General features: G+C 61.0%; 12 protein-coding genes. 1 reads left to right on the forward strand and 11 read right to left on the reverse strand.

The genetic code is table 11. The annotated features are described in order from the left end of the window. Positions 1-549: 549 nt before the first annotated feature. From AC1Q6Z_RS21030 to AC1Q6Z_RS21080, 11 genes are all read right to left on the reverse strand, one after another. Positions 550-864, reverse strand: coding sequence for a hypothetical protein (locus AC1Q6Z_RS21030; protein WP_492649146.1), 315 nt, complete (start codon positions 862-864; stop codon positions 550-552). A 143-nt stretch (positions 865-1,007) separates the two neighbouring features. Continuing rightward, the gene (locus tag AC1Q6Z_RS21035) at positions 1,008-2,222 is read right to left on the reverse strand and encodes a hypothetical protein (protein ID WP_492649147.1); all 1,215 of its coding nucleotides are present in this window, start codon (positions 2,220-2,222) and stop codon (positions 1,008-1,010) included. A 219-nt stretch (positions 2,223-2,441) separates the two neighbouring features. Continuing rightward, positions 2,442-2,573: a hypothetical protein gene (locus AC1Q6Z_RS21040; protein WP_492649148.1), complete on the reverse strand. Its 132-nt coding sequence runs from the start codon at positions 2,571-2,573 to the stop codon at positions 2,442-2,444. Between the two features lie 72 nt (positions 2,574-2,645). Then, positions 2,646-2,891: a hypothetical protein gene (locus AC1Q6Z_RS21045; RefSeq protein ID WP_492649149.1), complete on the reverse strand. Its 246-nt coding sequence runs from the start codon at positions 2,889-2,891 to the stop codon at positions 2,646-2,648. 14 nt (positions 2,892-2,905) lie between these two features. Then, positions 2,906-4,276 carry an ATP-dependent DNA helicase gene (locus tag AC1Q6Z_RS21050; protein ID WP_492649150.1) on the reverse strand — a complete coding sequence of 457 codons (1,371 nt, stop codon included), beginning with the start codon at positions 4,274-4,276 and terminating at the stop codon, positions 2,906-2,908. 260 nt (positions 4,277-4,536) lie between these two features. Next, positions 4,537-6,924: a bifunctional DNA primase/polymerase gene (locus AC1Q6Z_RS21055; RefSeq protein WP_492649151.1), complete on the reverse strand. Its 2,388-nt coding sequence runs from the start codon at positions 6,922-6,924 to the stop codon at positions 4,537-4,539. Further along, a complete protein-coding gene (locus AC1Q6Z_RS21060) occupies positions 6,899-7,159 on the reverse strand; it encodes a hypothetical protein (protein ID WP_492649152.1) in 261 nt (86 codons plus the stop codon). The genes AC1Q6Z_RS21055 and AC1Q6Z_RS21060 overlap by 26 nt, the downstream gene beginning before the upstream one ends. 518 nt (positions 7,160-7,677) lie before the next feature. Further along, positions 7,678-9,285 carry an MFS transporter gene (locus AC1Q6Z_RS21065; RefSeq protein WP_492649153.1) on the reverse strand — a complete coding sequence of 536 codons (1,608 nt, stop codon included), beginning with the start codon at positions 9,283-9,285 and terminating at the stop codon, positions 7,678-7,680. Then, positions 9,282-10,358, reverse strand: coding sequence for an HlyD family secretion protein (locus AC1Q6Z_RS21070; RefSeq protein ID WP_492649154.1), 1,077 nt, complete (start codon positions 10,356-10,358; stop codon positions 9,282-9,284). Before AC1Q6Z_RS21070 ends, AC1Q6Z_RS21065 begins: the two co-directional genes overlap by 4 nt. A 1-nt stretch (position 10,359) precedes the next feature. Then, the gene (locus AC1Q6Z_RS21075) at positions 10,360-11,115 is read right to left on the reverse strand and encodes an SDR family oxidoreductase (protein WP_492649155.1); all 756 of its coding nucleotides are present in this window, start codon (positions 11,113-11,115) and stop codon (positions 10,360-10,362) included. Between the two features lie 301 nt (positions 11,116-11,416). Further along, positions 11,417-12,985 carry a winged helix-turn-helix domain-containing tetratricopeptide repeat protein gene (locus AC1Q6Z_RS21080; RefSeq protein WP_492649156.1) on the reverse strand — a complete coding sequence of 523 codons (1,569 nt, stop codon included), beginning with the start codon at positions 12,983-12,985 and terminating at the stop codon, positions 11,417-11,419. Positions 12,986-13,306: 321 nt separating this feature from the next. Here AC1Q6Z_RS21080 and AC1Q6Z_RS21085 point away from each other — a divergent pair, with 321 nt between their 5' ends. Further along, on the forward strand, positions 13,307-14,797 hold the full coding sequence (locus tag AC1Q6Z_RS21085) for a sensor histidine kinase (RefSeq protein WP_492649157.1): 1,491 nt from the start codon (positions 13,307-13,309) through the stop codon (positions 14,795-14,797). Positions 14,798-14,935: the final 138 nt, after the last annotated feature.

Consider the following 14,935-nt stretch of genomic DNA (forward strand, 5'->3'; position numbering starts at 1 on the left):
GCCGAGGAGAGAGGAGGCGCCAGGGGATGGGAATGAAGGCAACCGCGCCACCGGTTGAATTGCGCGATTTTCTGAAGCGGGGCTACGCACATAACCGCTGTGGCCGCCATCATGGCGTTTAACCGGTCGCGGGGCACTGCGCCCTACGGCACCACGAAAGAAGTCACGAAGATGGATGCACGCGCAAGTCAACGTGCATCGATAGTCGGCGTCCGCGCTTGCCTGCGGCTGATAGCCATAAGCGCAACCGTCACCGGCTCGCAGCATCTTCGTGGGCAAGGCGCAATGCGCCCGCTGATATGGACGAGACGGCCATGGGTAACTGATTAGCCCCAGCGCCTCCGTCTCGATGGTTAGACGATCTTGACGCCGCCACGGTAGATAATACCTACCTCGATGCTGCGCTGAACGAGTGTCTCGATCGGGGTTCGTGGCGCAATAGTAGTCGTCTTCATCATCTTCTCCTCTGATTCCGCGAAAACCTACAGCAAGCTGCGGCTTTCGCCCCTTACGTCGCGGCTCTATAGCTCGTGGCGCAAGGTGGGATAGTTAGGCGGTCATCGACCCGGCAATACCAGCTCGAACTGTATCGATCAGTTCCAGCGCCTCGCCCATATTTCGAACAACGAAATCCGGATCGGGACCTAGCGGGTTCGCGAGCCCAACGTCGATCACCCTCTCACCGATCGCGACATAGGAGACGCCAATCCCGCTGTAAGACTTGGTCGGGACGACCAGATCAGGACTGTGTGTCGGAAGCGCTTTTTTCTTCCGGGGCGCTACGTGCTCTGGCAAGTAGTATTCACGGGGATTGGATCGCACCAAGTCGCGCCGACGCGCCGCGTCCCATCGCATCCTCGCCATGCCTTCCTCCCCCAACTGCCGATAGTGACCCGAGGCTCAGCGGCTGCAACGAGGTGCAGCATGGCCACGGGTGGGGCATTCGTACCCCTTCATTCTTAAAGGGGTACGAGACTGGCAAAAAGTCAGACTATGCCGGCGAAAAACTACGCCGCGGACGCAATTTCCTTCGCAAGGAGGAAATTATCATTGGCTGCAACAAGAATCCGCCTTCCCGCCTCAATGGCGTACTTGCCCTTGTAGCCCTTGAGGTGCCCTAGTTCTTGTAGGCTTTTGGCGGACATTGCCTTGGTCAGTGTTTCGATATGCTCGTCCTTCATGTTCTGCAGGGTGACGTGCCAGACATTGCGCGCCTCCAGTCCGGAAGCTAGCCCCTCCCATGCTTGAGAGCCGCTGTCCCCCGTGGCCACCTTCACAAGTCCTGGCCAGAGGTGAGCAAGATTGCGCGGGCCGGCCGGGAAGCCATCGGGATATCTCTTGACCTCCGGCAGCACAGGCGTGTTCGCATAGGCGTCTGCCAGCATCTGCCGCTCCTCGGCTTTCGTGAGCGTCAGCCGCTTCTGCGAACGAGGCTTACTTCGAACCTTATTCGGGCGTTGCGCCTGGAACAGGCCGCCGATCTTCTTCTTTGTACGCTTCTCGGAAAAATAGGCATTCGTCCGCGCAGTCTCGACCGGATCCGGAAGAGACCCTTTGTCCCGCGCCGCCTTTTCGCGTGTCCTGAGCATGGCACCGACAGGCATTCGGAGATTAACGGCAATCACCCGTCCCTCGGAGATCTTGAATCCCGGTTCTGTCTGTGAACCGTCGCTGAAGCGCAAGCGACCGATACGGACAATAGTACGATGATGCTTCACCTGCTTTTCGCCGTTCTCGTCGATGTAGGCGTCAACGAAGTAACCGTAATCCACATCGCCGCCGGTGATGACGCCGTGAACCTCGCGCATTCTTGCCTGGTCTTCATCCTGCGCTCGCATCCACTCAGGTAGCCCGCCCCCGAGTACCATCGGTTCAGAGCGGTAGCTCATCTTGACGTTGGTAAGCGACGCTTCGATTGCATCTGGCGACGGGATGTACTCAACCGCTTGTTCGGTCCCGGCCCCCTCCCCAGGTCCGCGGTTGTCGTTGGCAGGCGCCAGGCTCCAGTTGCTTTTGAGCGCTGGTTCGGTGTCTGCCCCCCCGCCCTCCTTCACGCCGTCCGGCCGCCGGTAGAACGCCATCAACGAAGCCAGCTGGGCCAGATCCTTGTGCCTGCGTTTCTTGCCATTCTGATCGCCTGCGAAGAGTGCCTCATCATCTTGCGGCGCACTTTCACGCCACTGGTCCAGCTCGGCGCGGCGCTGTTCGATCGTGCGTTCCATATTATGTCCTCCTGCCATTGTAGCGTTCCAGTGCAGCTTGCCCTTTGGGTGAAAGCCCAAGGTGGTAAGTTCCATCTTGGCGCCTCTTCCACATGAACATCCTGCGCGACTCCAGGATCGTCTCCGTCCGCTGATTGATCTTCTCATGAACTGAGATGTCCCCGCTGTTCATGAATGCGGCCTGCGTTCGAGTGAGCCGCAACTCGTCGGCCGACCAAGTCATTCGGTAAGCCTTTCGTCGTCGCCCGACTGCTTAACCGGAGCGACCTTCACGACCGGCCACGCATCCGGATGGTTCAGTCGGTCGAACTTGGCCCTCTCGTCACGAGGAAGATGAAGGGGTCTCGTCATGGCGGGAGCTGCTCCCCTGCCGGGGAATGCGCCTCCGATGTTCTGGATTCGGGTTCTGATCATGATTGACTCCTAGTTCTGGTAAGCCACCCATTTCGCACCACGGCGTCGGGCGTACCGCGTGTCATCGCGACCGCCGGCGATGGTCTGGATTTGCATGACGCGGGGATCGATACGCCGGAAGAGGGTGATGCAGCCGGTCATGTCGGTGCAGTCGCCGTCATCAATATGGATGACGCCCAGCTTGGTGACGAAGTCGTAAGAGATACCGAGGACGTCACATTGGAGTTCAGGGTGATAGGTGGATGGTGCTGTCATGATGGTTCCTCCATTCACACTTTGATTATGAGCAATTCCTTGCTCGCTCTCGTTACGGCCGTATACAGCCATCGGAAGCGCCGCTCGCGAAAGACGTCGCTTTCGTCGAAAACGCATATCCGCTCCCATTCAGACCCCTGCGACTTGTGAGCCGTGATCGCCCAAGACCATTGAGCGTGCACGAGTGGCTTGGCGGCTATGTCCTCGATCCGCTTGCGTGCGCTGAATTCTTCCTCACAGTCGAACGGCAGCTTCCAAAGCGCCGCGCCTTCGATTCGCGTCGGTCTGCCGTCCAGACGAGTGATTGTGACCGGGTGGTCGATCGTTCGATCATCCCGGTAATAGGGCTTGATTTCACCCTCTCGGCTGCGGTCCTCCTCGACGCTGATCTCAGCCCCGTTCGCGATGAAGTGGTCGTCGATGAAGATGTTGCGGAGGACGATGAGTTTTTCATTCGGCACACCGATGGGGAGCGCGTTGCGAATGCCGTGCCGCTCCTTCATGAAGTCGTTGATGGCAAATCGGGTCTCATTCTTCCCGCAAATGATCTGGTCGAAGTATTCCGGATGATCGACCCCGACCTTGTCAAAAATCCTCCTGATATCTCCCCGACAACCCCTTCCGTCCACGTACTCGACGTTGTCAACCTCGGCCGCGCCGAACCCGAAATGCTCACGGCGCCTAATCATTGTCGCCAGTTCAAGGATTGTGGAATCCCCTTCTTGGCGGACAACCTTCTCCAACATGACGTCAGGGGCATCGACATCCGTCACCAGCGACGGTGGCGGGTTAGGTCCCTCGACAGGTGGGAGCTGACCGGGGTCGCCGACCAGCAGCAGCGGCAGTTGCAAGGAGAGCAGGTCTCTGTACATGTCGTTTTTGATCATGCTGCACTCGTCCACGATGATGATCTTGACGCCTGAACCGATCGCCCTTGTGCCTTTGAACGCAAACTCAGGCTTAGCCGCAGATGAACTGTCATTCATCTGCGCTTCGACTACCTCCAGCCGCCGCTCGTAGGCCGCACGGTTTTCCAGTACGCGAAAGCCCAACTTGGCTCTGATCGAATTCGCCTCCCGCTCAAGCGCCTCGAAAACCGAGTCATCCTCTCCAGTCTGGGTGTAGAGGGCCTTATGGATGGTCTGGGCGGCGTGCCCCTTGCCGATCAGCACCGCGGCCGCCTTACCGGTCGGAGCAAGGAACAAGACCTGAGACGGCGTGACACCGAGCTCGTCGAGTAGAGCCTGTTGCACCGTCGACTTGCCGGTGCCGGCGTATCCAAAAAGCCGGAACACCTGCTGAGATTCCCGGCCGTGAAGGAACCATGCTTTCGCCTTTGCGATTGCCGCCTTCTGGTCGGGTGAAAGCGTGATGAATTTACGCATACTCGTTCCTCCGATAGGCTGTTCCCAAATTCCCGATTTCCCGCGTATTAGGGAAAAGGGTGGGAAAAGGACCCGAAATTACGTTTTTCGGGAATTTTGGGAAATTGGGAACTGAGCTAAAAAGTAGATGAAAAATAATATCTATATTACTGATATTATTATATCTTCCCTTTAGCTTTTCAGTTCCCAGATTTTGGGAACTGACGGGACAATTGGGAACTGAAAGCCCGTTTTTGCCCCTACCAGTTCCCAAGTTCCCGTCATTCATCAGCTTCATGGGAACTGATCATGACCTTCGACCCGTCACCGGCATCGGATATGTCGATGACCGCACCAGATGCGTAAAGCCATGCCATAGCGGCCGTGTATTCCTGCATTGATGCATGCTTGATACCCGACAAGCGCATGAGCCTGCTTCGATACATCACGCCTCCCTTCGCCTTCCCCAGTGCCTCGACGATGGCGTTGCGAAGCTCCTCCTGATCTGAGCCGGCCATGTTTCTGACCCCTGCATCCATGATCGAAACTGACCGGTGGACAAGCGCCCATCCCCATTGAACGTCCTCGACGGTGACAAGGGGCTTCCAGGGGTTTCTGCTGATGGCCCTGAGCGTCGCAAGACGGATCGAGTTCTCGGCGGCGCGCCCCCGGATTTTGCTCTCCGTCTCGTCCCATGCTCGGCTGTGCTGCCACATGAAGAGCTCGTTCCACGCCTTATGGGCCGGGCTATCAATCCCGCCATCGAACGGCACGCGGTGCTTAACCTTGGCGGACTTTCCCGGTGCGGGCGCCGCCACAGGAAAACTGGTTACCGCCTTCTGCAGGTCCGCCACGAGCCTCGCTGGCGGCGAGTTATCCGCCCGCAGGTCGGGAGGCTTGATGCCTTCTGGATCGGGCGTAGCCTCGACAAACACGAAACGATTTAGAAACCCGTCCGTGACGCTTTCTCGCGACACCCCTTTATAGAGCGTCTCGGCAGTCGTCATGGCGAGCACCGTTAGGGCCGGCCCCTCGATGGGACTGTCGTCCTTCTTCGTGTCGGCGCTGGCATAAGCCTTGCCGTCGAAGCTCGAGTTCGCTTGATCGTAGATCGCCAAAAGAAACTTCCGGATCGACGCCGCTGCCGGGTCCTGTTTTTTCGAGTTCACGCCCTGAAGCGTGAGTCCAAATTCGTCCATCACGGTGACAACCGACGAGTTCTTTCGAAGGATGCGCTCGAACGCGGCGTAGCTGGTAGGGTCACCATTGGACACGGCGCCAGGAACTGCCTTATCCGCGAGAGCCCGTATCGCATTCGGTGGGCGGCCCTTGCCGCCGGCGGTTTTCACGATTGTGGTCGCGTAGATGTTGACGCCAGAATCGGTCGGAGTGAGCGCCCGGCTTCCGAATATGCCGGCCAGCAACGCGATTGAAGATGCAAGCGAGAGTTCTGCGACCTTCACGACGGACGTGCTCGTGATCCAGCGCGCGATGTCCCCGATGAGCCCGCCCGCTACCGTTGGGTTGTATGGATCAGGGTGCATCGCGGGAGTGGTCGGCAGTTCGCGTTTGTTGTCATTAGCTGCAACTAGCTCCTTTGTGGGGCGTTCCGACGCGCTCGCCGATTCAGGACGATGGTGCTTAGCCCTGCTTTTCGCAATCATGCCGCCGTACTGGTGGGGGTCGGCCGGCGGACGCTCATCGCCCACGCGCGCACGCAGCCAATCCGCCGCCTCTGTGGGACTGATGCCCAACGCGACCGAGGCTATGTCGATAGGGTTGTAGCCGCGGTTGCCGTCCGCATAGTCGACGATGCCGATCGGCGCGAAGCACACCGAGAGACCGCGCTTCGATCCGGTTTTCCCAGTTGAGGAGGTTGAAGGTCGGAAGTCCGCGCGGGCGAGGTAGCCCTGCTCATAGGTGCGCGTTCCTGATAGACCAAGCTCTGGCACCCATGCCCCAAGGTTAGCCATTGCCCGTGCCTTTAGCTCCGCCCAGACGCCGTCACCGGCAGGAGCGCGCTGCTTGGTCGGCTGATACTCGGGGTAAGTCGGCTCAGCACGCGGCTTGATCACCGGCTCCCCGGTGGCAGCAAGGTAGGCTTCCGCCTGTGCGATGTACTCATCGATCGCATCAGCGTCGAGTTCAGGGAGATCAGCGAATGGCGTATCGAGGGGCGATGCGCCCAACCACTCATAGGGCTTGCCGGTGTCGGGATGGACGCCAAAGCCGAGCACCTGCTGGCCGTCGCCCATCACCTCAACTTGGCACTTCTCCCCGCGTACAATGTAAGCTTTGGTCGAGCGCTTCTTCCTCGCCTCTGCGGCCCGGAAGAACAAGCAGATCTTGGGCGCCTTCCCGACCCGTTTCAGCGCCTGCTCGAATCCTGGCAGAATTTCAGCCATGGCGAGCAGATCCTCGGCCGCCTCGGCGTCGGGAGCGTCTATATCGACGGCGACGAGCGTGCCGCACAGCAGCCCGGTATTTGCATATGCAGCATTGGCATAGGTGAGTTCGCTGATTTCCTGTTCGGACTTAACCGGCGTGCGCCAGCCGGTGACGTCCGAGACCTTGCCGCGGGCCAGGACGGGCGAATAGCCGTTGGCGAAGAGGGCGAGGCGCAGCGCGAGAACAGAAAGGTCTTCAGGAGCTTGTCTTGATGCGATCATTGGACTTCCGGTCCCTTTCAAGTTCACGAACAGCGATCTCGGTGATCTGGGCCGCGGCCTCCTTGGAAAAGGTCACGCTGCGCTTCGATCCCGCGTTCGGCCCATATGACAGCCGGGTGCCGTCAGCGGCCTCGACAAGCCGCATCCCCGAGACGCGAACATGCGGCGACAACTCGATGTCGAAGGTGGCTATCGTGCTGTAGGTGGCATCATGAACGGGTGATGCGCGTTCCATTCTTAAAATGCGCAAAGGGTCTCCTTCTGGTGTGAACAGTGGTCAAAAGGGTAGTGCTGATGAAGAGGGCGCGACGCTAAGCCGGCGGCGCCGACCAGATACTGGTCGTGGCCGTTGAGTGCCTATGTCATTAACCTCATCCCGACTGAAATCGTAAAGGGCGAGTGAAGTCAGAACCGTCGGCCATTTTTAACGTAGGGGTCGCCGGTTCGTATCTACGGCAATGATTGGCAACGAATGGACGTTTTCAGGCGAGTTTTCGCGCCACAAACGGTCGCAAGAAATGCCGGTTTCTCAGGCTTTTGGGGCTCATTCTTGTTGTTCGGGACGTGGGGGTCGAGTGTTCGAATCACTCCACTCCGACCAGCTTGAACCGCTTAAAATTCAGGCGGTTCAGACCTTTCCCGAAAACTTCACGAAAACCATATTTATGCGTAACGGCCCGGTTGCGGACCTTTTCGGAATGCGTTCGCCGTACTCTCGCTTGGTCGGCTTGCCAGCTCCATGGGGCTGATGCGCTACGACGCGCCCGGGATGTCACCTTTCGGCTGTGCCCTTCTGGCGCGTTTGGCAAGCGTGATCTTGATAGCGACCAGCACGGGAGCGGCAAAGAGGAAGAGTAGGGCAACGGCGGCGAAGGCGGTGTCGAAGGCGATCACTGTCGACTGGCCGGTCACCGACCTGCCGAGAAGGCTGGTCGCCGCGCGGCCGGCGGCGGCCGCGTCGAGACCCTTCGCGCTGAACAGGGCCGTCGTGGCAGTCAGCCGTTCGACGACGGCGGGCGTTCCTGCCGTGACATTGGCGCCGATGACGGCAGTGTTTGCCACCGTGGCGTGGTCGATCAGCGTCTGGAGCCCGGCAACGCCCATCAGCCCGCCAAGCTGGCGGCCGCTGTTGAAAAGGCCGATCCCGGCGGCAAGATTACGCCCGTCAAGCCTGCTGAAGGCGATCAGGGTGATCGAGAGAAACAGGAAGCCGAGGCCAAAGCCGCGCAGCAGGATCGCTGCCATCATGTCCGGCGCGCCGCTCTCGCCGCTCGACCCTGACAGCATCCACATCGCCGCCATGATCATCAGAATGCCGAAGGGCACGGTGGCGAAGGGAGGAACGCCGCGCACCTGCACCAGAAAGGCAGCGATAAGCAGCGCGACGACGAACAGCGCGCCACTCGGCAGCAGCAGCAGACCGGCATCGGTGGGCGTGAAGGCGAGCACGGAGACGGCGAAGGACGGGATCAGGAAAGCGCTGCCAAAAAGTGCGGCGCCCGCCACGAAACTGACGATGAAGGCGAATGTAAAATCCGCGGACGCGAACAGGGTTGCATCGACGAGGCCCCGCTCCGCGGCAAAGAGCTGACGGCCGAGGAACGTCACCAAGGCGGCAGCGGCGATCACCGCCAACCACAGGAGATGCGGTGCCTCGAACCAGTCCCAGCGACTGCCCTGGCTGAAAACATACGTGAGGCAGAACAGTGTGATGGCAAGGAGCACGAAGCCTATCCCGTCGAAGGGTCGGCGTGCCATCTTCGCTGTGATCGGATCTTCGGCGGCGAGGAGAAGCCCGGTCGCTGCCAGCGCAACGGGAACGACGCAGAAGAAAATCCATGTCCAGGAATGGCTGTCGAGCAACCAGCCCTCCAAGGCGGGCGCGATCGTCGCGGGGGCAACGACGGAGCCGATGGCGAACAGGCATTGCAGGACAGGTTGGCGGGATGCCGGATGGGCGAGGAAGATCGCCGCCTGGCCCGCCACCAGCAAAACGCCGCCGGAAAAACCCTGCAGGAGCCGGAGGGCGATCAAGACATCGAGGCGCGCCGTGACGGCAGCGATCGCACACGCGCCCCCCATGACAAGGGTCGCGCCGAGGATAAGATTGCGAAGATTGAAGCGGTCCATCAGCCCGGCCGCGGCCATGAAGCCGATCAGCTTGAGCGCAGTGTAGCCGATGTCCAGCCACGCGAATTCGTCAGGCGTGGCATAGGTGTCGCCGATCATGTCGGCACGGCCAAGTGCCAGGACAGTGCTGGCGATCGCTTCGGTCAGCGCGGCCAGCGCGATGCCGCCGACGAACAGTGGCCCGGCCATCGACCGGCCGCGGGACGGCATATCGGCGAGGATGACGGTCATGGCCTGTCTCCAAGATCGACGGCGACACGGGCGGAAAGGCCGGGTACCAGGCGGCCGGGCAACGGATTGCCGGCAAAACGGATTTTGACGGGAACGCGCTGCACGACGCGGACGAAGTTTCCGGTCGCATTGTCAGCGGGAAGCAGACTGAAGGCCGAGCCGCTACCCGGCGCGAAACTGTCCACCACGCCTTCCAGCGTCTCGTCGGGATAGCCATCCACGGTGATGCGGACCCGCTGGCCCGGACGGATATGTTCGAGCTGGGTTTCCTTGAAATTCGCCACCAGCCAGACGTCGGCGACCGGAACGATATCGAGCAGCGAGACGCCGGGCGCAACGAGCCGACCGACGCGCACCTGGCGGTTGCCGACGACGCCGCCGACCGGCGCGCGAACGACAGTGCTGTCGACGTCGATCTCGGCAAGATCTCGCGCGGCCTTGGCCTGTGCCACGGCGGCGACGGCGGCTTCGCGCTGGGCGGCGAGCACGACAGTGCGCTGCTGCTGGGCCTCGACCAGTGCGGAAGCCGCAGCAAGGTTCGCCTCCGCCCGCGCCCGCGCGGAATCGCTTTCATCGACGCGCGCCTGGCTGACGGCATTGCTGAGGATAAGGCCGCGCTGCCGGTCGGACGCCTTGGTCGCGAGGTCCAACTCGGCAATGGCCGACCGACGCTGGGCCTCAGCCTGCCGAATGAGCATGCCTTGAAGCCGCACCTCGGCGTCGACATTGGCGAGGCGGGCGTCTGCTGCCTCGACATTGGCCGCCGCCTGCGCCAGCCGTGCGCGATAATCGCGGTCATCGATCCGAAACAGCACGTCGCCAGCCGCGACCGTCTGATTGTCGTTAACCTCGACCTGCGTGACATAGCCGGAAATCTTCGGCGCAAGCGAGGTGACGTCGCCGCGCACATAGGCGTTGTCGGTCGATGCCGTATCGCCCGAGCGGGCAAAGACCCAGCCTCCGGCCCCGATTGCCACAGCCAAAAGGCACAGCATCAGGCCGGCGATCTTCCTTCCCTTCCCGGACTTCGTCGCTGACGTGGCGGCACCTTCTTCCTGAAGCTGTTCCGTCATCTCAGTTTCCCCCGGCCTGCTGGCCAAGCCAGTCTGTAAAACCGATCGTGCCAAGGCGCGGATTCCGGCCTGGCGTCAGCGAGCGGTCGTCGAGAATGGCGCCGAAATAACGCGCACGGATATCGGCAATGACCTTGCGTCTGTCGCCCGTCGCCTGCGCGAAGCCGCGAACCGCTTCATCAAGCGGGATGGCCTGCGGGCCGGCAACTTCAATCGTGCCGTTCACCGGAGGCGCCAGCGCGAGGTCGGCGAGCGTATCGACAACGTCGTCAGATGCGATGGGCTGGAACAGCGCTGGCGACACGCGGATTTCCTCGCCGTCGGCGATGGACTGCGCAATACCGCCAACGAACTCGAAGAATTGCGTGGCGCGCAGGATGGTGTAGGCGATGCCGGAGGCCTTGATCAGGTTTTCCTGCGCGACCTTCGCCCGGAAATAGCCGTTGCCGGGCAGCCGTTCGCTGCCGACAATCGACAGGGCGACGTGGTGGCGAACGCCGGCGGCAGCCTCTGCGGCGAGAAGGTTGCGCCCCGAGGTCTCGAAAAAGTTGAGCACGGCCGCGTCTTCCCAAACTGGCGCGTTCGCCACGTCGATGACGACGTCTGCGCCATCGAGCGCTTCGGCGAGCCCCTTGCGGGTGATGGTATTGACGCCCGTGCTGGGCGAGGCGGCAAGTGCCTCATGGCCTCGTTCGACAAGGGCCTTGACGAGCTTCGATCCGATGAGGCCACTGCCTCCGATCACAACGATCTTCATGGCATCTCTCCACATGTTCCGACCGCTGGATTGCCGTCGACGTAAACAAAGAGTGCCTGCCGGCCGCCTCGAAGTCCTTGGCGCGCGCTTGAATTCCTCTTGAAGAAGTCTTGGTTATTCGTCCAAGGATGCGGGTCGTGTTTGGAGACCGGGCAAAAATCGGTGACGGCTCCGATGGAGCGAAGACGCTTTGGTGGGTTCAGTGAGCTCTTCGCCCGTTATCCCTTGGAAAGGAGTGAGCATGACCTTTTGGCACGGCCACGACGCCGGTTGCCAGTTCCCTTCATTCTTGCCGCCGTGGTCATTCGGGCAAGCCCGCCAGACGCAAACCCTCTGTCATGCGCAGAAGGTCTTCCGAGCGATGGATCGGCAGCCAATCCTTAAGGTTGGAGAGGCGGGCAGCAGGCTGCAAGTGGCGCAGGCGCCGCATTGCCTGCTGCGCCTCCATCGAGCGCCCCGCGAGCGCATGGCTTGCCGCCAGGAGGGTAAGGGCAATCAAGAGGTCGGGCAGGTTCCCCAAGGCCTTTTCCGCAGTGGCCGCAGCCGCGTCGAAGCGGCCGGCGCAGAAATGCGCGAGTGCGATGCCAGCCTGCATGCGAAACATCTCCGGATCGAGCGGGCTCAACCGGACGGCATGAGCGAGATCCTCCATCGCCTGTTCCGTTTCGCCGCGGAAAATGCGCAGGAAGGCGCCGAGGAACCAGGCAGGGGCGAAATTGGGATTGAGCAGCCGCGCCTTGTCGATGATTGCGATGCCGCCGTCGAGATCGCCGGCGAGGTGGCCGAGTGCATGGCCCGCGCGCGTCAGCGCCACCGCATCGTCGCGTCCGAATTCCACTGCCAGCCGCGCCAAACGTATGCCTTCGGCATTCTCCGCGGCCGGATTGCCCATCCAACCGTTCAGCTTACGCCAAAAATGGCACCATGCCGCACCGCTATAGGCAGACGCGAATTCCGGATCGCGTTCGATTGCCTGATGGAACAGGGGCAAAGCCTCCTCGATGGCGTCGCGCGTGCCATTGTGCAGCCGGGCCATGCCGCGCAGATAATAGTCGTAGGCGTCGAGGCTCTCCGTAGGCTTGCGCTTGGCGCGCTCGATCTCGGCCCGTTCGAGTTGCGGCGAGATCGCGCCGACGACGCTTTCGGCGATCTTGTCCTGAAGTTCGAAGAGGTTACCGAGTGTACCCTCGAAACGTTCGGCCCAGAGATGCGCGCCTGTCGAGGCCTCGATCAGCTGTCCGGTGATGCGCACCTTGTCGCCCGCCTTGCGCAGGCTCCCCTCCAAAACATAGCGCACGCCGAGCGCGCGGCCGACCTCTTTCACATCGACGGCCTGTCCCTTGTAGGTGAAGCTCGAATTGCGGGCGATGACGAAAAGCCACCGCAGACGGGATAGTGCTGTGATGATGTCCTCGACCACGCCGTCGGCGAAATAGTCCTGCTCCGGATCGCCGCTGAGGTTGTGAAACGGCAGCACCGTGATGGAGGGCTTGCTGGGCACGGCAAGAGCGGGGACCGGTTCCACGATTTCCACGGCAGGCGTTTCCACGGGGCTTGGCATACGGATGGAAATGTCGCCGACAAAACAGAACCCCTTACGGGCAACGGTGCGAATGAGGCGTTGCGCCTCGCCGCTGTCGCCGATTGCCTTGCGCACCGCATTAATATGGCTGGCAATAGTCGATTCAGAGACGATCCGCCCACCCCAAACCGCCTCAAGCAGATCATCCTTGCTGACGACGCAGTCGCGGTTCTTGACGAGATACAGCAGGAGATCGAAAACCTGCGGCCCGACAGCCACGACCTCGCCACACCGGGTGAGCTCCCGGCGCGGTTGGTCGAGCAGGTAGTCTCCAAACATGAACTGCACGATCGGCATCCTCGCGCGATGTCCGTCCACGCCCTGCGCTGCACGAGCGGGTTTCCGGCATTGTTACCACACTATCGCCTAGCGCGCCCGTTTGCTGGCTGCAAGCGTTTCGGCATCGGACGAAAATTCAAGGCATTTAAGAAGCAATTCGCGTCCACAACCAAGGGCTTCCGGCGGCTCGCAGAGAGACGATCCGCCTTGTCCGGCTTGACGAAAAACCGGGACATCCCTTAGCCTTCTGGTTAAGGCCGGGGGACACACTAGGGGATAGCAGTACTGCGCGGGCTGAACATCCAATTTACGTTGGCAAGGGCGGCAGCGATGATCATCATTGCGATGTTCATTTCGCTGCTCTTCATGCTCGGCCTGTGGCTCAACACGAGTTATCGGGACGCGGTCCGCCGTACCGAGGAACGGGCCATTGCGGCCTCCAAGATTGTCGCAAGCAACGTTTCGCTGCTCGACTCCCTGGCACGTCAGGCCCTTCGGCGCATCGACGAGACGCTTGGCGAGGACATCGTGCCGCCGGCATCGACCGAGGTGCGCAACATCGCGGAGGCCGCCGCAGACTTGCCCGGCCAGGTGAAGGCGTACGTGGTCGACGATAACGGTCTCACCCTCTATTCGACCGATCCCATGGTGAAGCCGATCAGCATCGTTGACCGACCCTATTTTTCGGATCTGGCAAAGGGTGCCAAGCGGCATATTTCAAGCCTCCTGATGAGCCGCCTCAACGGCGAGCAGATTTTCGCCTTCAGCCGCAGGCTGGAGCGGAATGGCCGCTTCGCCGGCGCCGCAGTGGTTTCTTTCGAAGCCAAAGTCCTTGCCGATGTCTGGGAGGCCGTCGATCTCGGCCCGAACTCCACTGTCAGCTTCGTCCGCTCTGATGGCCAGTTGGTCGCCCGCTATCCGCTCGCCGAGGGGCCGCTCGATATGAGCAAATACGTGCTTTTCACGGATTACTTACCCAAAGCGGAGGCCGGCACCTATGACGCCATTTCGCCCGTCGATAGCGCCCACCGCATCGTCGCTTACAGAACAGTCGAGGACACAGGGCTGATCGCACTCGCTTCGGCCGACTACGATTTCGGCATCCAACGCTTCTGGCGAGATGTGACCGTGGCGATTTCAGTGCTGATCCTGGCCAGCATCAGCCTTCTTGCCGCCGGCCAGTGGATCCGCCATCTGCGGCAACGCGATGCCGCGCAATCGCAACTGCTCCGCAATGCGCTCGCGGACAATCAGCTGCTCCTTCGCGAGATCCATCACCGCGTCAAGAACAACCTGCAGGCCGTCCAGAGCATCGTGCAGCTTCAGCGCCTGCCCTCGGACGTTCAACAATCGCTGACCGATCGCATCTCCTCCATGGTCGCCGTGCATGAGCAGATCTATCGGCATGACGAATTTTCACGTCTGCGCGCGCGGGACCTGATGACATCCGTGGTGGAGAAACTGATCAACGCCTATGGCGCACCCGTGACGGTGGACTATGACATCGACGATATCGCCGTCTCGGCCGACAATGCCACCCCCCTCGCCCTGCTGACGAACGAACTCCTGACCAACACCCTCAAATATGCCTTTGCGGATGGCCGCACTGGCATGGTTTCCATCGCGCTCAAGGCTACTGGGGGACGGCGAGCCCGGCTTACCGTCAAGGACAACGGCATCGGCTTTGATTCACAGACCATAAAACAGGGTATGGGAAGTCGCTTGGTCCGGGGCGTCGTCAACCAACTGAACGGTACGTATACCTTCGACGGAAGCAGCGGAGCGACCTTTGTGGCTGAGCTTGATATCGTGGATATATGAGCACCGCGCGCGCCGTTCGCAGACAACATTGAGGCACCAGTGCAGGCCGTCGGATCGATAAACGTATGCCCGACCCGACGCCATCGATCAGCAGACGGGTTCCCAGAAGATCGACAGCGACGGCGACCACGTCGCGTG

The organism is Shinella sp. GW835-FHT14H05, assembly GCF_058793575.1.

Excerpts from the sequence above, each read along its gene's own strand:
- AC1Q6Z_RS21035 (WP_492649147.1), bottom strand. The coding sequence starts at position 2,222 with ATGGAACGCACGATCGAACAGCGCCGCGCCGAGCTGGACCAGTGGCGT.
- AC1Q6Z_RS21050 (WP_492649150.1), bottom strand. The coding sequence starts at position 4,276 with ATGCGTAAATTCATCACGCTTTCACCCGACCAGAAGGCGGCAATCGCA.
- AC1Q6Z_RS21055 (WP_492649151.1), bottom strand. The coding sequence starts at position 6,924 with ATGATCGCATCAAGACAAGCTCCTGAAGACCTTTCTGTTCTCGCGCTG.
- AC1Q6Z_RS21060 (WP_492649152.1), bottom strand. The coding sequence starts at position 7,159 with ATGGAACGCGCATCACCCGTTCATGATGCCACCTACAGCACGATAGCC.
- AC1Q6Z_RS21030 (WP_492649146.1), bottom strand. The coding sequence starts at position 864 with ATGGCGAGGATGCGATGGGACGCGGCGCGTCGGCGCGACTTGGTGCGA.
- AC1Q6Z_RS21045 (WP_492649149.1), bottom strand. The coding sequence starts at position 2,891 with ATGACAGCACCATCCACCTATCACCCTGAACTCCAATGTGACGTCCTC.
- AC1Q6Z_RS21070 (WP_492649154.1), bottom strand. The coding sequence starts at position 10,358 with ATGACGGAACAGCTTCAGGAAGAAGGTGCCGCCACGTCAGCGACGAAG.
- AC1Q6Z_RS21065 (WP_492649153.1), bottom strand. The coding sequence starts at position 9,285 with ATGACCGTCATCCTCGCCGATATGCCGTCCCGCGGCCGGTCGATGGCC.
- AC1Q6Z_RS21085 (WP_492649157.1), top strand. The coding sequence starts at position 13,307 with ATGATCATCATTGCGATGTTCATTTCGCTGCTCTTCATGCTCGGCCTG.
- AC1Q6Z_RS21075 (WP_492649155.1), bottom strand. The coding sequence starts at position 11,115 with ATGAAGATCGTTGTGATCGGAGGCAGTGGCCTCATCGGATCGAAGCTC.
- AC1Q6Z_RS21040 (WP_492649148.1), bottom strand. The coding sequence starts at position 2,573 with ATGACGAGACCCCTTCATCTTCCTCGTGACGAGAGGGCCAAGTTCGAC.